Origin of the sequence: Silanimonas sp. (assembly GCF_027530345.1) — a bacterium.
GTDB lineage: Bacteria > Pseudomonadota > Gammaproteobacteria > Xanthomonadales > Xanthomonadaceae > Silanimonas.
This window is the reverse complement of record NZ_JAPZQK010000003.1, coordinates 62404-83738: the sequence shown is the minus strand read 5'-3', so window position 1 is coordinate 83738 and position 21335 is coordinate 62404. Positions and strand designations below refer to the sequence as shown.

Below are 21335 nucleotides of genomic sequence, written 5' to 3'. Positions count from 1 at the left end.
GAGGCCCGCCATGCCGAGTCTGTCCCGCGCCCGCCCTGTCCTTGCCTTGGCGCTGCTCTCGCTGGCCGGGCTCTCCGCCACCAGCGCGTCGGCGCAGCCCGCCGACGGCTACATCGGCCCGGAAACCTCGAGCGAGCCGCAGCCGGCGGTCGGGGCGAAATCCGGCCGCTACGGCGGCGGCGGATGGTCAGGCGACTGGCGGATCTGCGCCGAAGAAGGCCGTCGCTGCACGGTTCGGGGCTGGGGCGTGGTGCGCTACGGCGCGCGCGGCAGCTTCGTCTATCGCGAAGTGCGCAACGCCAGCCTGCAGTGCGACAACTCGATGTTCGGCGACCCGGCCTTCGGCCGGCAGAAGCGCTGCGAGGTGCGGCTTTACGACGACGGCGGCTGGGACGGCGGCGGTGATGGCGGCTACGGCTGGACGCGCTGCGCTCGCGAGAACGAAACCTGCCGCGTCGATGGCCCCGCCACGGTCCGCTTCGGCGTCGACGGCCGTTATTTCGAGCGCCGCGTCCGCGGCGGCGACGTGTACTGCAGCATCCAGACCTTCGGCGACCCCGCGCCGCGCGAACGCAAGGTCTGCGAGCTGCGCTATGACTCGGGCGGCGACTGGCCCGGCGGGGGCGGACAGGGCGGCTGGACGCCCTGCGCGCGCGAGAACGAAGCCTGCCGACTGCCCGGCCCGGCGACGGTGCGCTACGGCATCCCCGGCCGCTACCACTACGAGGAATTCCGCGGCGGCACGATCCGCTGCGACAACGGCACCTTCGGCGATCCGGCCCCACGCGAGCACAAGTCCTGCGACTTCCGCAGCGGCGGCGGCTTCGGTGGCGGCCCGGGCAGCGGCTCCGGCGGCGGCTGGACGGAATGCGCGGTGGAGGGCGGCTATTGCCGGTTCCGCGGCCGGCGCTCGGTCTGGTACGGGGTCGACGACGGTCGGAGCGTGGTGCGCGAGTTCCGCGACGGCGTGCCCTGCACCAACGAGGCCTTCGGCACCGACCCGGCGCCGCGTGCCCGGAAGCGTTGCACGATCGAGGCCTACTGAACCCAGGCAGAGAGCGCGTCCTCGGCCAGTTCGCGGCCGCGCTCCCGCAGCTCCTTCGCGCGCCAGAACTCGTAGAAGCTGGCGGCATCCCGCGGCACGCGGATGACGAGGTCGGGTGGATCCTGCGCCACCTGCAGACGCGTCATCTGCGAGTGCATGGTGTCCATCGAGCGCGACATCAGGTCGAGGAGGCTGGCGATGCCACCGGCCGGCGCCGCCGGCGTGGCGCCTACGGGCGGCGGCGGCGCGTTGAACCACGAGGCCACGCGCGTCTTCCAGCCCGAGGGGGCCGCCGGCGCGTCGTCGTTGAACATCTCCGCTTCGCGCAGCGGCACCGGCTCGCTGGTCGGCGCCCGCGGGGATCGCGCGTTGAGGTCGACGGCCACCACGTAGTCGCAATGGAAGCCACGGGTCGCGGCCAGTGGCAGCGGCGCCAGCAGGCCGCCATCGACGAGCTCGCGGCCGTTCACCTCGTGCGGCGTGAACACCATCGGGATCGCGATCGACGCGCGGATGGCATCGAACAACGGCCCCTGCTGGAACCACACCTCGCGCTGCGTGGCGAGGTCAGTGGCGACGGCCACGTAGGGAATCGGCAGGCCTTCGATGCGATGCTCGCCGACGAGGTCGCGAAGCGTCGCGATCACGCGATCGCCGCGGATCAACCCCGAGGCACCGAACGTCACATCGAGCAGGCGCAGCACGTCGTTGCGTTCGAGGCGGTCGGCCCAGTCGCGGTAGGCGGCCAGCTTGCCGGCGGCGTGGATGCCACCGACCAGCGCCCCCATCGAGGAACCCGCGATCGCGGCGATCTCGAACCCGCGCGCCTCCAGGGCTTCGATGACGCCGATGTGGGCCAGGCCGCGGGCGCCGCCGGCGCCGAGCACGAGGGCGACGCGCTTGCCGCGCGTCGCGGGCAACGCCCCCTCAGCCGTCATAGGCCGCCGCGGTCAGTTGCAGCAGGGTGCGCAGCTGCTCGCGCAGCGGCGTCGGCTCGATCACTTCCGCATCCGGACCGTAGCGCAGCACGTCCATCAGCAGCTCGCGCGCATTGCTGTACGGCACGCGCAATTCGTAACGTCCGTCGGACAGCAGCCGGCCTTCCTGCTTCGAATGCCAATGCTCGTCGGCGACCCAACGCGCGGCCTTGGCGCTGAATCGGATCGTCGCCCACGCCTTGGGCGCACCGCTGAAGATGCCGTAGCTCGAGGCGAGGTGGGCGTCGAGCTCCGCATCCGGATGATCGATCGCCGCCGCGTCGTCGATGCGCGCATGCGCGATGCGATCGACGGAGAAACTGCGCAGCGCTTCGCGCTCGTGGTCGTAGGCGTCGAGGTACCAGTTGTCGCGATAGTGGGTGAGCCGCTGCGGCGACACATTGCGTTGCGTGCGCGTGTTGGTGGAGCGCGCGAGGTATTCGAAGCGCAGCCGGCGGCGCTCGAGCACCGCGCCGGCGACCATGCGGAAAGCCGCCTCGTCGACGCGCCGCGTGCCACTGCCAATCACCCGCACGCGCTCGATCGGCCAGCGCTTCCCGCCCGCGTGCTGCTGGAGGAGGGAATCGATGCGGCCCTTCAGCGGCGCGATCGCGGCCGAGAGGATGCCGGGGCCGGTGCGGTCGAGCAGCTGCTGCGCGGCGGTGAGCGCGTGCAACTCGTCGGAGCTCAACCAGAGGCCGGGCAGTTCGAAACGCTCGGCCTCCTTTTCCAGATAGCGGAAGCTGGCCTCGCCGTCGGTGCTCTCCAGCGGCGCACCGAGCGCATCGCGCAGGAAGGCGATGTCGCGATAGAGCGTGGCGCGGGAGCAGCCGAGTTCGTCCATGAGGCGCTGCAGCGGCACCGGCAGGCGCGCGGCCCTCAGGCTGCGGTGCAGGGCGAGGATGCGTTCGTAGCGGTCCATCGGCGGCTCGGACTCGACGCGGGGGTGGCTAGCATCGCAAAGCCGCCGGCCCACCGCCATCGCGGCCGAAACGCGGCGGCGCTACGCTGGGCCACCCCCAACCCCGCCGGAGATCCGCCATGCGCCTGTCCGCCGCCGTGTTCCTCCTCGCCTGCACCCTGCCCTCGCTGGCGCTGGCCGATGCCAAGGCCGAGCTCGCCCGCGCCTTCGACAAGCTGCTCGACGCCCCCTCGTTCCGCGCTTCGATGAGCGATGCCGGCAGCGGCGAGAAGTACGTCGACATGGAATTCCAGGCCCCGGACCGCTACCGCATCGTCAATGCGCAGGGCGGCCCGACGATGATCGTCAGCGGTGGCCAAGCCCAGATGGACGTCGGCGGCCGGATGATGACGGTGCCGGTGCCGGTCAACGCCATCGTCAACGCCTACCGCAACGAGGACGCGATGCGGAAGCAGCGCGAGTCGATGGTGGTGGAAGCGCTGCCCGACGCCACGCTCGATGGCCAGGCCGCGAAGGTCTACCGCTTCACCACTCAGCATCCGAAGCCGGCCACCTCGACGGCCTGGGTGGGCGACGGCGACACCCTGCTGCAGATGGAAGTGGACGGCGGCGCGGCGGGACGCGGCAAGGTCGTGCGCGTCCGCTACCGCGACATCGGCAGCGCGGACATCCGTATTCCCTGAAGGCGCGATCCGCCGGGGCCTTCAGTGCCCCAGCAGTTCGCCCGCGCCCTGCGCCAGCAGGGCCTCGGCAACGCGTCGGCCGAGGCCTTCCGGATCGGCGGCGCTGCCCTTCGCTTCCGCGCGCACGAGGCGGCCGTCGTTGGCATCGCCCACCGCGCCGCGCAGCAGCAGCTTCTCGTTGAACAGCTCGGCGAAACCAGCCACCGGCACGTGGCAGCTGCCGTGCAGGGCGCGGTTCATCGCCCGCTCGGCCTCGACGCAAACGCGCGTGGTGCCGTCATCCAGACCGCGCAGCAGGCGCGCAATCTCGGCGTCGCCCTCGCGGCATTCGATGGCGATGGCGCCCTGCGCGACGGCCGGCAGCAAGCGCGGCGGCGTCAGCCGCTCGCGGATGCGGGCGTCGAAACCGAGGCGCTGCAGCCCTGCACAGGCGAGGATGATGGCGTCGTACTGCCCGGCATCGAGTTTCGCCAACCGAGTGTTGACGTTGCCGCGCAGGTCGAGCAGTTCGAGGTCAGGCCGCAGCGCGCGCAGCTGCGCCTGCCGGCGCAGCGAGCTGGTACCGACACGCGCGCCGCGCGGCAGCGCATCGAGGGTGGCATGGGCGTTGCTGACAAAGGCATCGAAGGGATCGGCGCGCTCGAGGATGGCGGCGAGTACGAAGGGGCCATCCAGCTCCATCGGCACGTCCTTGAGCGAATGCACGGCCGCATCGGCGCGGCCTTCGAGCATCGCGACCTCGAGCTCCTTCAGGAACAGCCCTTTGCCGCCGACGGCCGCCAGCGCGCGGTCGAGGATCTGGTCGCCGCGGGTGGTCATCGGCACCAATTGCACCTCGAGCCCGGGGTGCAGGGCACGCAAGCGCGCGGCGACGTGTTCGGTTTGCCAGAGGGCGAGCGCGCTCTCGCGCGTGGCCAGTCGGATCAGGGGCATGTCGGGTTCCGTGAGGGGCGCCGTCGTCGGCGCTACAGGTGTTTCAGCTCGTCGCGAAGCGCAGGCAGGCAGCGGCGGCTCACTTCGAGCACGGCGCCGCCATCGCGCAGCACCGCGTGCACGACACCCTCGGGCGAGCGCCGCAGCTCGCTGAACTGCTCGCGCGCAACGAGGCAGTTGCGGTGGATGCGCAGGAAGCGGCCAGCGAACTCCGCTTCGAGGCCCTTGAGGGAATCCTCGACGAGGTCCTCGCCGCGGGCATGGTGCACGACGACGTATTTCTCTTCCGCCTGCAGGTAGCGGATGTCGGCCACCGGAATGAGGCGCAGCGAACCGCGCAGGCGCGCCGCGAGATGGGTGCGCGCGCGGCCCGATAGCGCCGGCGCCGCCACCGCCTGCTTGCGCCCGGCACGCCGCTCTGCGGCGCGCTGAAGGGCCGCGGCGAGGCGCTCGGCGCGCACGGGCTTCAGCAGGTAGTCGACGGCGGCAGCCTCGAAAGCCGCCAGCGCGTGCTCGTCGTAGGCGGTGCAGAACACCACGGCGGGCGGCGATTCCATGCCGGCCAGATGGCGCGCGGCTTCGAGGCCATCCATCTCCGGCATCTCGATGTCCATCAGCACGACATCCGGTGCCTGGCTGAGGCAGGCGTCGAGCGCGCTGCGGCCATCGCCGACCGCCGCCACCACGCGATGCCCGCCCAGCTCGGCGAGCAGGGCGGCCAAGCGCTCGCGGGCCAGCGGTTCGTCGTCGGCGATCAGGACATCCATGGGATCAGTCGGCAGCGCCGAGCGGCAGTTCCAAGCGAACGCGATAGTAGCCCTCGGCGGCCTCAGACGACATCCGCGCCCCGTCGCCGAACTGGTGGCGCAGGCGCTGGCGGATCGATTCGAGGGCGTGGCCGTTGCCGGGGCGCGGGTCGACGCCGACCGGCTTCGGATTCCCCACCTCGATGCGCAACGCGCCCTCCACGACCGCCAGGTCGATCCGGATCTCGCCGCCCTCCTTGAGGCGCGCGATGCCGTGCACGACCGCGTTCTCCAGCAAAGGCTGCAGGACCAGACGTGGCAGCGGCAGATCCATCGGCAAGCCCGGCACGGCGTTCCAGTGCACCTGGAGCCGCGATCCGAGGCGCAGTTGCTCGATGCCAAGGAAGCGCTGCGCGAGGTGGATCTCGTCGGCCAGCGTGCCGCGCTGCCCCGGCGCCCCCAGCGCGGCGCGGAACAGTTCGGACAGGTCTTCCACCGCACGCTCCGCGGCCGCCGGGTCGCGACGCACCAGCGCGGCGATGGAGTTCATCGAATTGAACAGGAAGTGCGGGCGGATGCGCGCCTGCAGCGCCTCCATCTGCGCCTGCGAGACCGCCCGCACTTGCGCGCGCCAGCGATCCTGCGCGGCGAAATAGCGCAGCGCGATGGCGGCGATCAGGCCGGTGAGCCCCGCCGTCGTCAGCGCGAAGTGCCGGTTCATCTCGGCGTCGAGGACGAACTGCCCGAGGCTGGCAGCGATGTAGTTCAGGGCCCCGGCGCCGAGCAACGCCACCAGCGTGGGAACGGCCGTCGCCGCGGCGAAATCGACGCGCGGCGGCAGGCGCGCAAGCCAGGGGCGCAGCTTGCAGAGCGCCACCGCTGAAGCGATCGCGATCCAGGTGGCGAGGGCGCTGGCCGAGGCGAACTCGGTGAAGTCCCAGCGCGGTGCGCGCGTCGGGGCCAACGCAATGGTGAGCATGACCACCTGCCCGGCCGCCACCGCGGCCAACAGTCGGCCACGCGAGCAGAATTCGGGAAGGCTCAGGCGGTCGGCGGCGGGCGGCATGCCCGCATTATTGCCTCACGCGGCGGCCGGCACCCAATGCGGACGGCTCGGGAGCGCGTGGCGGAAGATGCGCCACACCACCTCGCCGAACTGCTTCGGCAGCGAGCCCGTGTTGTAGGGCACGCCGTACTTCGCGCAGAGCGCCTTCACCTCGACGGCCATGTCAGCGTAACGGCGGGCCGGCAGGTCGGGGAACAGGTGGTGCTCGATCTGGTGGCTCAGGTTGCCGGTCATGAAGTTCATGAGGAAACCGCCGGCGATGTTCGAGGAGCCGCGGATCTGTCGCTGGTACCAGCCGGCGCGCGTTTCGTCCTTTACCTGGGCCGGCGTGAACGTGATCGCATCGGCGGTGAAGTGGCCGCAGAAGATGACCACGAAGGTCCACAGGTTGCGCACGAGGTTCGCCGCCATGTTCCCGAGCAGCACCGGCAGGAAGAAGGGGCCGGCCAGCAGCGGGAAAAACACGTAGTCCTTGCCGCCCTGCCACGGCAGCTTGCGCAGCAGCGGCTTGGCGTCGGAGAGGAAGTAGCGCCACGAGCGGCGCCCCTTCACGTAGCGGCCGAGCTTCAGGTGCTGGATGGCGATGCCGGTCTGGTAGAAGACCGCCAGCAGCGCCGCGTAGATCGGCTGGCCCAGCGCGAACGGCGTCCAGCGCTGTTCGGGGAAGATGCGCAGCAGGCCATAGCCCACGTCGTCGTCCTTGCCGCGCACGTTGGTCCACTGGTGGTGGCTGTGGTTGTGCGTCTGCCGCCACCAGTCCGAGGGGCAGAGGTGGTCCCACTGGAAGCGGTCGCCCTGCAGGCTCGGGTCGTTCATCCAGTCGTACTGGCCGTGGATGACGTTGTGGCCGAGTTCCATGTTGTCGACGATCTTCGAGATGCCGAGCAACAGCACGCCCAGCACCCAGAGCGGCCAGAGCAGCCAGGGCGCCGGGGCGGCCCCATAGATCGCGATGCGGCCGAGCACTTCGGTCCAGCGCACGACGTGGCGCACGCGGCGGATGTAGCGGGCGTCGGCGGCGCCGAGGTCGCGGACGTGCTTCTCGCGCAGCGTGTCGAGTTCGGCGCCGAAGGCTTCGAGGCGCTCGCCGGTGAGCAGGGGGGCGTGGGCGGTCATGTCAGAGGTCGATCGCAAGGTCGGTGCAGGCCGCGCTGACGCAGAGCTTCAGCGAGGTGCTGGCTTCGGGATGGGCGCTGTCGTCGCGCAGGTCGACGTGCACGCCGCTGGCCTTGGCGCAGGTGCAGCGGCCGCAGAGGCCCTGGCGGCAGCCGTGTTCTGGCCTCAGCCCGGCCGCCTCGAGCGCGGCGAGCAGGGGCGTGTCGGTCGGAATGCTCAGGGTGCGTCCGCTCTTCAGCAGCGTGAGCTGCACCGCGGCGGCGGGCACGTCGGGCACGCGCAGGACCGGTGGCGTGAAACTCTCGGTGGCGATGCGTGCCGCCGCCTCGCGTAGCAGGGCTTCGACGCGGGCGACGAAGCCCGTCGGGCCGCAGGCCAGCACTTCGGCACCCTGCGGGCTGCCGGGGAGGGCGGCCAGCGTGGCCTCGTCGAGGCGGCCCTCGGCTTCGTGCGCCGCGGCCGGCGCCTCACCGGTGAGGAACAGGCGGAACTGGAAATCCGGGAAGCGCGCCTGCAGCGTGCGCAGTTCCTCGACGAAACAGGCCTCGGCGCGCTCGCGCACCCAGTACGCCAGCGAGAGCCCGGCCAGCTGGCCGCGCTCGGCCGCCGCGCGCACCTGCGCGATCGCCGCGGTGATGCCGCTGCCGGCCGCCATCAGCATCCGCTGCGGCGCGTCCGGCATCTCGAAGGCCATGCCGCCCCAGGGCTCGCTGATCTGCAGGCGGGCGCCGTCGCGGGCCTCGGACAGCCAGTCGGCGAAGCGACCGCCGGCCACTTTGCGCACGGTGATGGCGATCTCGCGCTGGCCCGGCAGGCTGGTGAGGGTGAAGCTGCGCTGGAAGCGGCGGCCGTCCACCTCGAAGCCGAAGCTCAAGTGCTGGCCGGGCTGCCAGTCGCGCAGACGCTCGAAAGGCTTCAACCAGAGAGTCTCGCTGTCCGCCGAGGCCGCCTCGCGGCGGATCAGCCGCGCGGTGTTGCCGTAGGGGCTCCAGCCCGGCTGCAGCAGGCCGCGCCAGTAGTGCCAGGCGGGACGGAACGGAGGCGGCGCGAGGGCGAAGGACATGCAGGACTCGGCTGGGGCGGGCGGTGACGCCGGGGAATACTATACAGTCGTGCAGACAGACGTATAGACAGCCATCCCGGAATTCAATCGCCCTGCCGGGCGGCGTTCATCCGGGGTCGAGCCGGCCCCGCCCCGCCACCTACACTGGGCCCCATGAGCGATCCCGTCCCCCTCCATCCGGCCCGCGCCACGCCCTCGGGCCCCGGCCGCAAGCCACAGATCAGCCGCGACGACCTCATCGCCGCGGCCCTGCGCCTGCTCGGTCCCCACCGCAGCGTGTCCACGCTCTCGCTGCGCGAAGTCGCCCGTGAAGCCGACATCGCCCCGAACAGCTTCTATCGGCACTTCCGCGACATGGACGCGCTGGCCATCGCGCTGATCGAACTCGGCGGCCGCAGCCTGCGAACGATCATCCGCGAGGCGCGCACGCGCCTGAAGCCGGGGCGCAGCGTGATCCGCACCTCGATCGAGACCTTCATGGAGCAGCTCGACGCCGACGAGCGCCTGCTGCACATCCTGCTTCGCGAAGGGATGGTTGGCTCCGACGCCTACAAGGCCGCCGTCGAGCGCGAATTGCGCACCTTCGAGGAGGAGCTCTGCATCGACCTCGTGCGCCTCTCGGAAGCCGGCGGCCGGCCGGTGCACGCGCCGGCCCTAGTGGCCACGGCGATGACGCGCCTGGTGTTCGCCATGGGCGCCACCGCCATCGACCTGCCGCGCGAGCGGCGCGGCGAAGTCGTCGAACAGCTGGTCGAGATGCTGAAGATGATCATGGTCGGCTCGCACGTGCTGGCCGAACACGAGGCGCGCTGACGCGCCCCGGATCCCGCGACGGCCGGATCAGCCGGCGAAACGCGCCGTCATCCAGTCGCCGAGGTCGCGGATCTCTTCCGCGCACACCGAATGCGGCATCGGGTAGCGGCGCAGCGCGACGTCCATGCCCAGCGCCTTCAGGGCGTCGGCGGATTTCTGGCCCGCAGCGAAGGGCACCACCGGGTCCTGCGTGCCGTGCGCCATGAACACCGGCGTGGCGAGGCCCTTGGGCGTGGCTTCCGCAGGGGTGTCCGCCGCCAGCGGCAGGTAGGTCGAGAGTGCCGCCAGCCCCAGGAAGGGCTGCTCGCGGCGCAAGCCGGCGGCCAGCGTGATCGCGCCGCCCTGCGAGAAGCCGGCGAGGATGATGCGGTTTGGCGGCACGCCGCGGTCGCGCTCGCGCGCCACCAGGGCATCCACGTCGGCGATCGAACGGCGCACGCCGGCGGCGTCCTCGCGCACCTTCGAGAAATCGAGGCTGACGATGTCGTACCAGGCGCGCATCGCATGGCCGTTGTTGATGGTGATCGGCATCACCGGCGCATGCGGAAACACGAAGCGCAGCGCCGGCCATTCCTTGCGCACCAGCTCGGGTACGATCGGCGCGAAGTCGTGGCCGTCGGCGCCGAGGCCGTGCAGCCAGATCACCGAGAAGACCGGCTTGGCGCCAGTGGTGGTTTCGATCGTGTCGAGAAGCGCGTTGGGCACGGCGGAGGCATCAGCAGATGAGGGCGCGGCATTGTGCCCGAGCCGGCAGCCCCTGCCCGCCGCCGCGCCGGCACCGCACAATGCGCGGATGAGCGCGATCACCACGCCGTCCTGGCGCCTCGACGACGAAACCCCTTCCGAAACGCTGGCCGCACAGGGCTTCGCTCGCCTCTCGCCGGCCGCCAGCGCGCGCGCCGCGGGGGTGAACCCAGAGGCCCTCGCCGGCCTCGCTACGCACTGGGCCGACCTGCCGCCGGACGAACACCTGCGCGATGGCGGCCGCTACCGCTTCCGACGCCACGCCTCGCTGGTGATGAGCGGGGACGGGCGACGCATCGAACAGCGCGTCGAGCGGCCGCACTGGCAGCCCACCGACTACAACGCCTTGCACGGCGGCTACGAGCGCTGGTTCGCCCCGGTGCTCGACGCCACGCTGGCCGATCCGGCCTTCCTCGGGCTGGTCACCGGGCTGGGGGCGGCCTGCGCGGCCGCGGCCGGCCATGCCCTGCCCTTCGTCGAGGTGCACCAGTTCCGGATCGACACGGCGCAGGGCATCGGGCGCCCCACGCCGGAAGGCGCACATCGGGACGGCGTCGATTTCGTGGCGGTCGTGCTGATCGACCGGGTGGCCGTGCGCGGCGGAGAAACCCGGGTGTTCGACGCCGAGGGCCCGGCCGGCCTGCGATTCACGATGGTCGAACCCGGCACCGCCCTGCTGCTCGACGACGCCCGGATGATCCACGAGACGACGCCCCTGCAGCCGGACGGCGCCGCCGGCCACCGCGACACCCTGGTGCTCACCTGGCGGCGGGACGGCTTCCTCGATCCGGCGGCCTGACCCTACGGCACGGATTTCCGGCGCCGAAGTCGCCCGGAACTTGACGCCCATCACGCCAAAAGACTGGCACGGAACTTGCTCCGCTTCGGGAGACCCGACCCGGAGCCCGCCATGTTCGACACCAGCGCCGATGCCCCCGCCCACGCCGCCCGCACGGCAGGCATGAACGAACCCGGCATCTTCAAAGGCTGCACGGACGCCGACGGCCCCCTCGCGGCGGCCACCAAGGACGCGATCCTCGCCTACCTGGGCAAGCCGAATGCCGCGGCCTGGGAGCGCCTGAGGACCCGAGCGATCGCCGGTCGCACCACCCTCGGCGAGGCCTGGACGCTGGCGAACCCGACCGCCTTCCGCCGCTTCCCGACCTCGGCCGAGCTGATCCGCGCGATGCGCGTGGCGGTCGTGGCGCAATGGGCGCACAGCGACGCGACGATCCGGACGCACTGAACGAGACTGGTGGGCCCACCAGGACTCGAACCTGGAACCAAGGGATTATGAGTCCCGTGCTCTAACCATTGAGCTATGGGCCCGCTCGCCGCAATTGTAGCGATGCCGCACGCCGACCCGCGTCCATGACGCGGGTCGCGTCGTTTTCGGGGACTCAGCGCAGCGGGCCGGGCGCCGGATCGGCCGGGCCGACCGCATCGACGAGGTCCGGGTTCGCCTCGCCCTCGTCACGCAACTGCCGCTCCCACTTCGATACCACGGCCGTGGCGACGGTGTTGCCGATGACGTTCGTCGCCGAACGCGCCATGTCGAGGAAGTGGTCGACACCGAGCAGCAGCAGCAGGCCGGCCTCCGGGATGTCGAACTGCGCCAGCGTCGCCGCGATGACGACCAGCGAAGCGCGCGGCACGCCGGCCATGCCCTTGCTGGTGACCATGAGCACGAGCAGCATCGTGATCTCCTGCCCCAGCGTCAGGTCGATGCCGTACACCTGCGCGATGAAGACCACCGCGAAGGTGCAGTACATCATCGAACCGTCGAGGTTGAACGAATAGCCGAGCGGCAGAACGAAGGACGCCACGCGGTTGCTGCAGCCGAACTTCTCAAGCTGGGCCAGCGTCTTCGGATAGGCGGCCTCGCTCGATGCCGTGGCGAATGCGAGCAGCGTCGGCTCGCGAACGGCGCGGAACAAGCCGACCGCGCGCCGCCGCAGGATGGCGAAAGCCGCGAGGAAGAGCAGGCCCCAGAGCAGCACGATGCCGAGGTAGAACTGGCCCATGAACTTGCCGTAGACGGCCAGCACGTCGAGTCCGCTCTTCGAGATCGTCGCCGCCACGGCGGCGAACACGGCGAACGGGGCGAACCACATCACCAGCATCGTGACCTTCAGCATCACATAGCTCAGGCCTTCGAGCGCATCGACCATCACCCTGGCCTTGTCGCCCACGCCGGCGCAGGCCACGCCGAAGAACACCGAGAACACGACGATCTGCAGGATCTCGTTGCGCGCCATCGCGTCGGCGATGCTCGTCGGCACGAGGTGGGTGACGAAGTCCTTCAGGGTGAGGCCGCTGACGGCGATGCCGCTCTGCGCACCGGCGTCAGGGAGCACCAGGCCGGTGTCGACGCCCGGCTGGAACAGGTTCACGAGCACCAGGCCCAAGGTGAGCGACACCAGCGACGCGCCGAGGAACCACGTCATCGCCTTCAGGCCGATGCGACCCACCGTCCCGAGGTCGCCCATCTTGGCGATGCCGACGGCCAGCGTGGCGAACACCAGCGGCCCGATGATCATTTTGATCAGTCGGAGGAAGACGGTGGTGACGATGGTGAGGCCGTCGACCACCGCCGTCGTGTCGGCGACGGTGGCGTTGACGATGGCGCCGACAATGATCCCAAGCACCAGGGCACCGAGGATCCACCAGGTCAGCGTGCTGCCCTTCCGTGCCGGCGCGGCCGAGCCGCTGTTCGTGGTGTCGATCGCCATTTGCCGGTCCTAGTCCTTACGAGCGCGCCGAGGCGCGGGTGACCCCACGCGGGGAGCCGCGAGGATGCATGAAGGCCGCGTCAATTCACAGCACCAGCCGCCCCTCCGGGCCCGGAAACGACGACGCCCCGCGCGGGGCGGGGCGTCGGGGCCGTGCGGGCGCGGGCGGCTTACTCGAGGTCGAGGAAGCTGCGCAGCTGCTCGGAGCGGCTCGGATGGCGGAGCTTGCGCAGCGCCTTGGCTTCGATCTGGCGGATGCGCTCGCGGGTGACGTCGAACTGCTTGCCGACTTCCTCGAGGGTGTGGTCGGTGTTCATGTCGATGCCGAAGCGCATGCGCAGCACCTTGGCCTCGCGCGGCGTCAGGCCGGAAAGCACGGTGCGGACCGTCTCGGACAGGCCCGTGGTCGTCGCGTTCTCCAGCGGCGACTCGGCGTTCGTGTCCTCGATGAAGTCGCCGAGGTGCGAATCCTCGTCGTCGCCGATCGGCGTTTCCATCGAGATCGGTTCCTTGGCGATCTTCAGGACCTTCCGGATCTTGTCCTCCGGCATGTCCATTTCCTTCGCCAGCTCTTCCGGCGTCGGCTCGCGGCCGAACTGCTGGAGCATCTGCCGCGAGATGCGGTTGAGCTTGTTGATCGTCTCGATCATGTGCACCGGGATGCGGATGGTGCGCGCCTGGTCGGCGATCGAGCGCGTGATGGCCTGGCGGATCCACCAGGTCGCATACGTCGAGAACTTGTAGCCGCGGCGGTATTCGAACTTGTCGACGGCCTTCATCAGGCCGATGTTGCCTTCCTGGATGAGGTCGAGGAACTGCAGGCCGCGGTTGGTGTACTTCTTGGCGATCGAGATCACGAGGCGCAGGTTGGCCTCGACCATCTCCTTCTTCGCCTTCCGGGCCTTGGCTTCGCCATAGGCCATCGCGCGGGCGGTGTCCTTGATCTCACCGAGCGTGAGGCACAGCGCGCCCTCGAGGGCGATCAGCGCGTTCTGCTGGGCGAGGATGGCGTCGCGATGCTCGCGCATGCCCGACGACCACTTCTGCTTGCGACGGATGATCTCGTCCGCCCACTCGAGGTTGGTCTCGTTGGTCGGCCACGCCTTGATGAAGTCCTTGCGCGGCATCTTGGCGAGGCGCGTCGAGATGTCGAGCACCTTGCGCTCGTGGTCCTTGATCTCGGACACCACCTCGCGGACCTTGCGCACCAGCGCATCGATCAGCGCCAGCGGCAGCTTGAGCTTCATGAACTCGCCGGCCATTTCCTCGCGGGCCTTGACCGTCTTCTTGTCGGCCGAGCCGTACTTGGCGTGCGTCTTCTCGAACTTGCCGAAGTGCGACTTCAGCAGCTCCATGCGGCGAGCGACCTCGACCGGATCCGGGCCGGTCTGGGTCTCGGATTCCTCGTCGTCGCCGCCCTCGACCTCGACCTCTTCCTCCTCGTCGGCCACCGCTTCGATCGGCGCGCCGCCGAACAGCTCGGGGGTCTCGAGGTCGGCGAAGCCGGTGACGATCTCGGAGAGGCGCTTCTTGCCTTCCTGGTGCAGCGCGTAGTCGTCGAGGATGATCTGGATCGTCCACGGGAACGCCGCGAGCGAGTTCTGCACCTGGTGCAGGCCTTCCTCGATGCGCTTGGCGATGGCGATCTCGCCTTCGCGGGTCAGCAGCTCGACCGTGCCCATCTCGCGCATGTACATGCGCACCGGGTCGGTCGTACGACCGCCTTCGGCGTCGATCGCGCTCAGCGCGGCGGCGGCTTCCTCGGCGGCGGTTTCGTCCGCCTCGCGGGTGCTCGTCGCGTCGGTGAGCAACAGGGTTTCGGCGTCGGGTGCGACTTCATGCACCTCGATGCCCATGCTGTTGATCATGCCGATGATGTCTTCGATCTGCTCCGGATCGACGACGTCGTCGGGGAGGTGGTCGTTGACTTCGGCGTAGGTCAGGTAACCCTGTTCCAGACCCTTGCTGATCAGCTGCTTGATTTCGGACTGCTGCTCCGGACGCGGAGTTGCCATGGAGGGGGTACCGAGAGGAGAGAGCGGGAACCGGCTATTATACCGGCGCCCTCGGCATTCACGCCAAGTAATTGATCGGAAATGGGTTTTCGTTCAGGCGGGCGTGCCGCCCTCAGGTTTCGAGCCAGAACGTGACCGGTCCGTCGTTGACCAGCGAGACCTGCATGTGGGCGCCGAAACGCCCCGTCTCGACAGTCGTCCAGCGCGCCCGGCAAGCCGCGACCAGAGCCTCGAAGCCGGCCAGCCCTTCCGCAGGGGGCGCCGCCGTGCTGAAGCTCGGCCGCAGGCCGGAGCGGGTGTCGGCGGCAAGCGTGAACTGGCTCACCAGCAGCAGGCCCCCGCCGGCGTCCTTCAGCCCGAGGTTCATCTTCCCGGCCGCATCGGGGAACACGCGATAGGCCAGCAGGCGATCGGCCATGCGGTCGATGCGGGCCGGCGTGTCGCCCGGCTGGACGCAGGCGAGCACGAGCAGGCCGGGGCCGATGCGGCCGACGGTTTCTCCATCGACATCGACGTGCGCGTGGCGGACGCGCTGGAGCAGGGCGATCATCGCGGCAGGGTCGCGGCGCCGGCCGCGGCGAGTCAAGACGCCCCCACCCTCCGGCACATGGCCGGGGCAGCGTGCCGGATAGACTCTCGACCATGAATGCCTCCCTGCCCGTCCGCCTGCTGCGCGCGCTCGCCTGGGCCGCAGCCCTGCCCGGGCGCCGGGCGCGCAGGGGACTGGCACGCGGCTTCGCGGCACTGGAGGCGGCGCGCCGGACGAAACGGGCGCGCATCGTCGCCACCAACCTCCGTCTGGCCGGACTGGACGGCCGGGTGTCGGTGCGGGAAGCCCTGGGGAACACCATGCTGACCGCGCTGGAGAGCCTGCGCTTCTGGACGCATCCGCCACGCGACAACCTGCGCCAGATCGCCGACGTGGTGGGCGCCGAGCACCTCACCGCCGCCCTCGAACGCGGCGGCGTGCTCGTGGTCGCGCCGCACCAGGGCAACTGGGAACTGCTGGTGCAGTGGCTCGCCACCCAGGGCCCGTTCTCTCTGCTCTACACCCGCGGCGAAGGCCCGGTCGGCGACGCCTTCCTGAGGCTGGCGCGCGAGCGCGGCGGCGTCCGCGCGGTGCCGGCCGATGCACACGGGATGAAGCCCCTGCTCAAGGCCCTGCAACGCGGCGAACTGGTCGGCATCACGCCCGACCAAGTGCCCTCGGGCGGCGGGGTCTGGGCCCCATTCTTCGGCACGCCGGCGCTGACGATGACCCTGATCCACCGGCTCGCCGACCGCAGCGGTGCCGCGCAGGTCCTGGCCGCCGCGGAGCGCCGCGCGGACGGCCGCTTCCGCATCGTCGTCGAGCCCCTCGCCCCGGACCCCGGGGACGCCTCGCCCGAGGCCCGCGCGACGGCATTGAACACCGCCGTAGAGGCCTTCGTGCGCCGCGCGCCAGCGCAGTACCAATGGACCTACAAGCGCTTCAAGGGCGACCACCCGGAGCGCGGCCTCCTCAACCCCTACTGGCCCGAGTGCTATTGATCCGATGACCGACACCTCCTCCCCTTGGCCGGATGGATGGCCCGGCGACTCGCCATGGCGTCCGCTGCCGGACGACGCGCGGCGCGCCTTCCGCTGGGGGTATGCCTTCGGCTGGAGCATCCCGGGCCTGCTCGGACCGATCGCCGCGGCGATCCTCGTGTTCACCGACGGGCCTTCGCCAACCGCACTGGGCGTCGCGCTGGTGCCGCCGGTCCTCGCCGGGGGCTTGGCGCTCTGGCAGTCGTCATGGGCCTTCCGTTACACGCGCTGGCGCCTCGACGAGGACGGGTTCCGATTGCGGCGCGGCTGCTGGTGGCGCCGCGAGATGCTGGTGCCGCGGGCGCGCGTGCAGCATCTCGACATCGAGCGAGGCCCCATCGAGCGTCGCTTCGGACTGGCCACGCTGGTCATCCACACCGCGGGCTTCCATCACGGTGAACTGCGGCAGGCGGGCTTCGCCGAGGACGATGCCATGCGCCTTCGCGACGCCCTTGTCCCGGCCCTGAGGGAGCATGACGATGGCCACGCCGGGTGAGGCCTCGGATGGCGCGGCGGCGCGGCGCGCCCTGCAGGCCGTCGCCACCGGCCGGCTTCACCCGCTGTCCTGGCTCTTCATCCTGCTGCAGCAACTGAAGAGCTTCGCGCTGCCGATCGGTGTCCTGCTGGTCTCGGGCCGGGGCGAGCAGAGCACGTGGGAGCTCTGGGGCCTCGCTGGCGCCGGCGTGCTCGCGCTTGTCTCGGTCTGGCGCTACTTCACCTTCCGCTACGGCTTCGCCGAGCGTGCGCTGGTGATCCGCAGCGGACTGCTCGAACGCAACCTCCGGGTGATCCCCTTCGACCGCGTGCAGAACGTCACCCTGCACCAGACGCTGCTGCACCGCCTCGCCCGCGTGGCCGAGGTCCGGCTCGAGTCCGCCGCCGGCGGCCACGGAGGCATCGGCCGGGCGGAAGCACAAATGCAGGTGCTGCCGCTGGCCGAGGCGCATACGCTGGAGGCGACGGTGCGCGGCACCGGCCTCTTGGCGTCGGGCGTGGAGGCCGGAGCGGCGCCCCCGCCGGACACGGAAGCAACGCGATGGCTGCACCTGCCGACAGCGGAGCTGGTGCGCCTTGGCCTGATCTCGAACCGGGGGATGCTCGTCGTGGCCGGCGCGTTCTGGGTGCTCACTCAGGCCGGCGAAGGCGTGATGGACGCGGTGAGCAACGCGGCCTTCGAGACCGGGAAGCGCAGCGTCGCGCTGGCGGAGGGCTGGCAGCCGGGGCCTCTGGCCTGGGCCACGGGTGCGCTCCTGATGCTCGTCGTGCTGTTCGCGGCCGTCCGCCTGCTGTCGGTCGGGCTGGCGATCATCCAGTTCCACGATTTCCAGCTCTGGTCGGGGCCGCGCGAACTCCGCGTGGAGCGAGGGCTGCTCAATCGCGTCCGCACCCACCTGCCCAAGCGCCGCATCCAGGCCTATTCGCTGAGCGAGAGCTTCCTGCATCGCCGCTTCCGGCGGCAGAGCCTGCGCGTCGATCGCGCCTCGAGCGACGTCGCCAACGAGGCGCAGTCGGTCCGCGACCTCGTGCCAGTGGCAACCCCCGCGAGCATGGACGCGATCCTCGCGGCCCTGCTCCCGGGCGCCGCATGGCCGCCGCAGCTCTGGCGTCCACTGCATGCGCAGGCGTGGTGGCGGGTGTTCGCGCTACCCGCCCTGCTGCTGGTCCTCGTCACCGTGCCGCTCGTCGCATGGCACGGCCCGCTGGCGCTCTGGCTGCTGGCCGCGCTGCCCGTGATGCTGCTGCGCGCCCATCTTTGGGCGCGCTACTCGGCCTGGTCGTTGGAGGACGGCGTCATCGCGTTCCGCCAAGGGTGGCTCGACCGCCAATGGCGATTCGTCGAGACGGCCAAGGTCCACGGCGTCTCCCTGCACGAAAGCCCTTTCGACCGCCGCCACGGCATGGCCAGCGTCCTTGTCGACACGCTGGGCACCTCCCCGCTCGTGCCGTCGCTGCGCGTCCCTTACCTGCCGGCCGTCGAGGCGCGGTTGCTGGCCGAGGCGCTGCGCGCGGCGATGCCGCGCGACGCGGGAATCAATCCCGCCAGAACTGGGGCGTCAGCAGCACCAGCAGCGTGAACACCTCGAGGCGGCCGAGCACCATCGCGAAGCTGCACACCCACACGGCGAAATCGCTCATGTCGCGGAAGTGGGAGGCCACCGCACCGAGGCCCGGCCCCATGTTGTTCATGCAGGCGGCGATCGCCGAGAACGCGGTGACGATGTCGACCCCGTCGGCCGTCAGCGCCAGCGTCATCACCAGGAAGCTGAGGATGTAGAGCGTGCAGAAGCCCGCCACCGAGATGACCACGCTCTCGGAGACGCGCTTGCCGCCCACCTTCACCAGGAACTGGCCCTTCGGGTGCACGAGCTGCTTCAGCTCGCGATAGCCCTGGCGCACCACCATCTGCACGCGCGCCACCTTCATGCCGCCGGAGGTGGAACCGGCGCAGCCACCGATGAAGCCGACCATCATCAACGCCAGCGGCGCGAGGCCGGGCCAATCGACGAATCCCGTGGTGACGAAGCCCGTGGTCGTGATGTTCGACACCACTTGGAAGGTGGCATGGCGCAAGGCCTCCACCGGGCTTTCGAAGCGCCCCCCCAGCCATACGGCCAAGGCCACCATGACGCTGATCACCACGCAGATCCAAAAGAAGCTGACGAACTCGGCATCGGCCTTGTAGTGCCCGAGCGTGGCGCGCCGCCACGCGTACCAGTGCAGGCCGAAATTGAGGCCGCCAAGGAACATGAAGAGGATGGCGATGCTGTCCAGCAGCGGGCTGTTCCAGTAGCCGAAGCTGGCGTCATAGTTGCCGAAGCCGCCGGTCGCCACCGTGCTCATCGCATGGGTGATCGAATCGAAGAAGGTCATGCCGCCAACCCAGAACGACAGCGTGCACAGCAGCACCAGGCCGGTGTAGACCAGCCACAGCGCCTTGGCCGTGTCGGCGATGCGCGGCGTGAGCTTGCTGTCCTTCTGCGGGCCGGTGGTCTCCGCGCGGAACAGCTGCATGCCACCGATGCGCAGCATCGGCAGGATCGCGACCGCGAGGATCACGATGCCCATGCCGCCGAAGTAGCAGAGCGACGCCCGGTAGAACAGCACGCTCTTGGGCAGGTGTTCGATGCCGACGATGACGGTGGCGCCCGTGGTCGTCAGGCCGGACGCCGCCTCGAACACCGCGTCGGTGTAGCTGAGGTTCGGCTCCGTGAGCATGAACGGCAATGCCGTCACCAGCACGGCGATGATCCACACGCCGGAGACGATGAGGAAGCCGTCGCGCAGCCGCATCTCGTAGTGGGCGTTGCGCACCGGGAACCACAGGATGAAACCGGCGATGCCCGCGACCAGGAAGCTCTCGAGGAAGGCGGTGGCGCTGGGCTCGTTCCACCACCAGGCAAGAAACAGCGGCGGCAGCGAGATCGTCGCCGAGAGGCCGATGATCGCGCCGAAGATGCGCAGCAGCGTGCGCGAGCGCTCCGACAGCAGCGAGTACGGACTCAGAGCCACGTCGCGCCGGCCTGGAACAGCGCCGTCACCTGCGGCATCTCGCGCTTGTCCATCACGAACACGATCAGGTGGTCCTCCGGCTCAACCACCACGTCATGGTGGGCGATCAGCAACTGGTCGCCGCGTACGATGCCGCCGATGGTCGCGGACGGCGGGAGCGCGAGCTCCTCCAGCCCGCGGCCGATCACCTGGGAGCTGCGCCGATCGCCGCGGGCGACGACCTCGACGGCCTCGGCCACGCCACGGCGCAACGAGTACACCTGCGCCGGCGCGCCCTCGCGGATGTGCGCGAGCAGGGCGCCGAGCGTCACCTGTTGCGGGCTCACGGCGATGTCGATGCTGCCGCCCTCGACCAGCTCGGCGTAGGCCGGGCGGTTGATCAGCGCGAGCACGCGCGGGCAACCGAGGCGCTTGGCGAGCATGGCCGAGAGGATGTTGGCCTCGTCGTCGTTGGTGAGCGCGCAGTAGATGTCGGTCTGGTCGATGTTCTCCTCGCGCAGCAGCTCCTCGTCGGCACAGTCGCCGACCAGCACGATGGAGTTCAGCAGGTCTTCGGCGATCGAACGGGCGCGTTCGCGCGATCGCTCCATCACCTTCACCGAGTAGCGGTTCTCCAGCACCTTGGCGAGGTTGCGGCCGATGTTGCCGCCACCAGCGATCAGCACGCGGCGCGTCGGCCTCTTCTCGACGCGACGCAGTTCGGCCATCACCGCCGGGATGTGCCGGCGGTCGGCGAGGAAGAACACCTCGTCGTCGATCTCGATGACCGTCGAGGCCTCCGGCTTCACCGGCTTGCCACGACGGAAGATTGCCGCCACGCGGGCGTCGGCGCCGGCCGGCAGGTGGTTGCGCAGTTCGCGCAACTGGTGCCCCACCAGGGCGCCGCCTTCGATGGCGCGCACGGCGACGAGCTGGGCGCGGCCCTGGGCGAAATCGAGCACCTGCAGCGCACCGGGGTAGCCGATAAGGCGCTCGATGTGGCGGACCACCAGGGTTTCGGGGCTGATGGCCGCCGTCACTGGCGAGGTGCGAGGGTCCTTCAGGACGCCGAGGTCGAGGTACTCCGATTCTCGGAGGCGCGCCACCCGCGTTGGCGTGCGGAAGCGCGACTGCGCGATCTGGCAGGCGAGCAGGTTGACCTCGTCGCTCGAGGTGACGGCCACCAGCAGCTCGGCCTCTTCCGCGCCGGCATGCGACAGCACCGACGGCAGCGAGCCATGGCCGACGACGGTCCGGATATCGAGCCGCTCGGCGAGATCGCGCAGACGCTGGTGGTCGGTGTCGACGACCGTGATGTCGTTGTTCTCGGAGGCCAGCGCGGCCGCCACGGAGGTGCCCACCTGGCCCGCCCCAAGGATCAGAATGTTCACGCGCTCCCCGCACGTCGTCGTTGCGGGCGGA

21 protein-coding genes and 1 tRNA gene are annotated in these 21335 nt (G+C 70.3%); 8 read left to right on the top strand and 14 right to left on the bottom strand.

All coding sequences use genetic code 11. The annotated features are described in order from the left end of the window. Positions 1–10: 10 nt before the first annotated feature. Positions 11–1045: a hypothetical protein gene (locus O9255_RS01585; RefSeq protein ID WP_297865072.1), complete on the top strand. Its 1035-nt coding sequence runs from the start codon at positions 11–13 to the stop codon at positions 1043–1045. Here O9255_RS01585 and O9255_RS01580 read toward each other — a convergent pair. Next, the gene (locus O9255_RS01580; RefSeq protein WP_297865071.1) at positions 1039–1983 is read right to left on the bottom strand and encodes a patatin-like phospholipase family protein; all 945 of its coding nucleotides are present in this window, start codon (positions 1981–1983) and stop codon (positions 1039–1041) included. The genes O9255_RS01585 and O9255_RS01580 overlap by 7 nt on opposite strands. Then, complete coding sequence (locus O9255_RS01575; protein ID WP_297865070.1) at positions 1973–2944, bottom strand: YafY family protein; 972 nt, start codon at positions 2942–2944, stop codon at positions 1973–1975. Before O9255_RS01575 ends, O9255_RS01580 begins: the two co-directional genes overlap by 11 nt. Positions 2945–3063: 119 nt before the next feature. Here O9255_RS01575 and O9255_RS01570 point away from each other — a divergent pair, with 119 nt between their 5' ends. Continuing rightward, positions 3064–3627, top strand: coding sequence for a hypothetical protein (locus O9255_RS01570; RefSeq protein ID WP_297865069.1), 564 nt, complete (start codon positions 3064–3066; stop codon positions 3625–3627). A gap of 21 nt (positions 3628–3648) precedes the next feature. On the opposite strand, the gene hemC is transcribed toward O9255_RS01570, so the two are convergent. From hemC to O9255_RS01545, 5 genes are read right to left on the bottom strand one after another with little or no spacing between them, the layout of a single operon-like run. Then, entirely contained in the window at positions 3649–4560 is a 912-nt protein-coding gene (gene hemC / locus O9255_RS01565; protein ID WP_297865068.1) for a hydroxymethylbilane synthase, read from the bottom strand. Between the two features lie 32 nt (positions 4561–4592). Continuing rightward, positions 4593–5327, bottom strand: coding sequence for a LytTR family DNA-binding domain-containing protein (locus O9255_RS01560; RefSeq protein ID WP_297865067.1), 735 nt, complete (start codon positions 5325–5327; stop codon positions 4593–4595). Between the two features lie 4 nt (positions 5328–5331). Beyond that, entirely contained in the window at positions 5332–6372 is a 1041-nt protein-coding gene (locus O9255_RS01555; RefSeq protein ID WP_297865066.1) for a histidine kinase, read from the bottom strand. A gap of 15 nt (positions 6373–6387) precedes the next feature. Next, positions 6388–7488, bottom strand: coding sequence for an acyl-CoA desaturase (locus O9255_RS01550; protein WP_297865065.1), 1101 nt, complete (start codon positions 7486–7488; stop codon positions 6388–6390). 1 nt (position 7489) lies between these two features. After that, a complete protein-coding gene (locus O9255_RS01545; protein ID WP_297865064.1) occupies positions 7490–8551 on the bottom strand; it encodes a 2Fe-2S iron-sulfur cluster-binding protein in 1062 nt (353 codons plus the stop codon). 153 nt (positions 8552–8704) lie between these two features. Between O9255_RS01545 and fabR the strand changes: the two genes are divergently transcribed. Beyond that, complete coding sequence (fabR, locus tag O9255_RS01540; protein WP_297865063.1) at positions 8705–9364, top strand: HTH-type transcriptional repressor FabR; 660 nt, start codon at positions 8705–8707, stop codon at positions 9362–9364. 27 nt (positions 9365–9391) lie between these two features. Here the strand turns inward: fabR and O9255_RS01535 are convergent, their stop codons facing one another. Continuing rightward, a complete protein-coding gene (locus tag O9255_RS01535) occupies positions 9392–10069 on the bottom strand; it encodes a dienelactone hydrolase family protein (protein WP_297865062.1) in 678 nt (225 codons plus the stop codon). Between the two features lie 88 nt (positions 10070–10157). On the opposite strand from O9255_RS01535, the gene O9255_RS01530 reads away from it, so the two are divergent. Beyond that, entirely contained in the window at positions 10158–10907 is a 750-nt protein-coding gene (locus tag O9255_RS01530; RefSeq protein ID WP_297865061.1) for a 2OG-Fe dioxygenase family protein, read from the top strand. 111 nt (positions 10908–11018) lie between these two features. Further along, complete coding sequence (locus tag O9255_RS01525) at positions 11019–11354, top strand: hypothetical protein (RefSeq protein WP_297865060.1); 336 nt, start codon at positions 11019–11021, stop codon at positions 11352–11354. Positions 11355–11361: 7 nt separating this feature from the next. On the opposite strand, the gene O9255_RS01520 is transcribed toward O9255_RS01525, so the two are convergent. From O9255_RS01520 to dtd, 4 genes are all read right to left on the bottom strand, one after another. Then, positions 11362–11437, bottom strand: a tRNA-Ile gene (locus O9255_RS01520). Positions 11438–11508: 71 nt separating this feature from the next. After that, a complete protein-coding gene (locus O9255_RS01515) occupies positions 11509–12840 on the bottom strand; it encodes a dicarboxylate/amino acid:cation symporter (protein WP_297865059.1) in 1332 nt (443 codons plus the stop codon). Between the two features lie 170 nt (positions 12841–13010). Continuing rightward, positions 13011–14855: an RNA polymerase sigma factor RpoD gene (gene rpoD / locus O9255_RS01510; protein ID WP_297865058.1), complete on the bottom strand. Its 1845-nt coding sequence runs from the start codon at positions 14853–14855 to the stop codon at positions 13011–13013. A gap of 112 nt (positions 14856–14967) precedes the next feature. Continuing rightward, positions 14968–15405 carry a D-aminoacyl-tRNA deacylase gene (gene dtd, locus O9255_RS01505; protein ID WP_297865057.1) on the bottom strand — a complete coding sequence of 146 codons (438 nt, stop codon included), beginning with the start codon at positions 15403–15405 and terminating at the stop codon, positions 14968–14970. Between the two features lie 92 nt (positions 15406–15497). On the opposite strand from dtd, the gene O9255_RS01500 reads away from it, so the two are divergent. The 3 genes from O9255_RS01500 to O9255_RS01490 are packed head-to-tail and all read left to right on the top strand — an operon-like array spanning position 15498 to position 18499. Further along, a complete protein-coding gene (locus tag O9255_RS01500) occupies positions 15498–16385 on the top strand; it encodes a lipid A biosynthesis lauroyl acyltransferase (RefSeq protein ID WP_297865056.1) in 888 nt (295 codons plus the stop codon). A 4-nt stretch (positions 16386–16389) separates the two neighbouring features. After that, positions 16390–16920: a PH domain-containing protein gene (locus O9255_RS01495; RefSeq protein WP_297865055.1), complete on the top strand. Its 531-nt coding sequence runs from the start codon at positions 16390–16392 to the stop codon at positions 16918–16920. Beyond that, a complete protein-coding gene (locus O9255_RS01490) occupies positions 16904–18499 on the top strand; it encodes a PH domain-containing protein (RefSeq protein WP_297865054.1) in 1596 nt (531 codons plus the stop codon). The genes O9255_RS01495 and O9255_RS01490 overlap by 17 nt, the downstream gene beginning before the upstream one ends. Here O9255_RS01490 and O9255_RS01485 read toward each other — a convergent pair. After that, the gene (locus tag O9255_RS01485; RefSeq protein ID WP_297865053.1) at positions 18456–19934 is read right to left on the bottom strand and encodes a potassium transporter TrkG; all 1479 of its coding nucleotides are present in this window, start codon (positions 19932–19934) and stop codon (positions 18456–18458) included. The two genes, O9255_RS01490 and O9255_RS01485, sit on opposite strands and share 44 nt — an antisense overlap. Continuing rightward, positions 19925–21304, bottom strand: coding sequence for a Trk system potassium transporter TrkA (gene trkA, locus O9255_RS01480; protein ID WP_297865052.1), 1380 nt, complete (start codon positions 21302–21304; stop codon positions 19925–19927). The genes O9255_RS01485 and trkA overlap by 10 nt, the downstream gene beginning before the upstream one ends. Between the last annotated feature and the right edge of the window lie 31 nt (positions 21305–21335).

What these genes read in the sequence shown, in the direction of transcription:
- O9255_RS01555 (WP_297865066.1), bottom strand. Translation starts at nt 6,372, where the DNA reads ATGCCGCCCGCCGCCGACCGCCTGAGCCTTCCCGAATTCTGCTCGCGT.
- O9255_RS01515 (WP_297865059.1), bottom strand. Translation starts at nt 12,840, where the DNA reads ATGGCGATCGACACCACGAACAGCGGCTCGGCCGCGCCGGCACGGAAG.
- O9255_RS01525 (WP_297865060.1), top strand. Translation starts at nt 11,019, where the DNA reads ATGTTCGACACCAGCGCCGATGCCCCCGCCCACGCCGCCCGCACGGCA.
- hemC (WP_297865068.1), bottom strand. Translation starts at nt 4,560, where the DNA reads ATGCCCCTGATCCGACTGGCCACGCGCGAGAGCGCGCTCGCCCTCTGG.
- O9255_RS01490 (WP_297865054.1), top strand. Translation starts at nt 16,904, where the DNA reads ATGGCCACGCCGGGTGAGGCCTCGGATGGCGCGGCGGCGCGGCGCGCC.
- O9255_RS01545 (WP_297865064.1), bottom strand. Translation starts at nt 8,551, where the DNA reads ATGTCCTTCGCCCTCGCGCCGCCTCCGTTCCGTCCCGCCTGGCACTAC.
- O9255_RS01585 (WP_297865072.1), top strand. Translation starts at nt 11, where the DNA reads ATGCCGAGTCTGTCCCGCGCCCGCCCTGTCCTTGCCTTGGCGCTGCTC.
- O9255_RS01530 (WP_297865061.1), top strand. Translation starts at nt 10,158, where the DNA reads ATGAGCGCGATCACCACGCCGTCCTGGCGCCTCGACGACGAAACCCCT.
- O9255_RS01575 (WP_297865070.1), bottom strand. Translation starts at nt 2,944, where the DNA reads ATGGACCGCTACGAACGCATCCTCGCCCTGCACCGCAGCCTGAGGGCC.
- rpoD (WP_297865058.1), bottom strand. Translation starts at nt 14,855, where the DNA reads ATGGCAACTCCGCGTCCGGAGCAGCAGTCCGAAATCAAGCAGCTGATC.
- O9255_RS01550 (WP_297865065.1), bottom strand. Translation starts at nt 7,488, where the DNA reads ATGACCGCCCACGCCCCCCTGCTCACCGGCGAGCGCCTCGAAGCCTTC.
- O9255_RS01580 (WP_297865071.1), bottom strand. Translation starts at nt 1,983, where the DNA reads ATGACGGCTGAGGGGGCGTTGCCCGCGACGCGCGGCAAGCGCGTCGCC.
- fabR (WP_297865063.1), top strand. Translation starts at nt 8,705, where the DNA reads ATGAGCGATCCCGTCCCCCTCCATCCGGCCCGCGCCACGCCCTCGGGC.
- O9255_RS01560 (WP_297865067.1), bottom strand. Translation starts at nt 5,327, where the DNA reads ATGGATGTCCTGATCGCCGACGACGAACCGCTGGCCCGCGAGCGCTTG.
- O9255_RS01500 (WP_297865056.1), top strand. Translation starts at nt 15,498, where the DNA reads ATGAATGCCTCCCTGCCCGTCCGCCTGCTGCGCGCGCTCGCCTGGGCC.
- O9255_RS01495 (WP_297865055.1), top strand. Translation starts at nt 16,390, where the DNA reads ATGACCGACACCTCCTCCCCTTGGCCGGATGGATGGCCCGGCGACTCG.
- O9255_RS01570 (WP_297865069.1), top strand. Translation starts at nt 3,064, where the DNA reads ATGCGCCTGTCCGCCGCCGTGTTCCTCCTCGCCTGCACCCTGCCCTCG.
- dtd (WP_297865057.1), bottom strand. Translation starts at nt 15,405, where the DNA reads ATGATCGCCCTGCTCCAGCGCGTCCGCCACGCGCACGTCGATGTCGAT.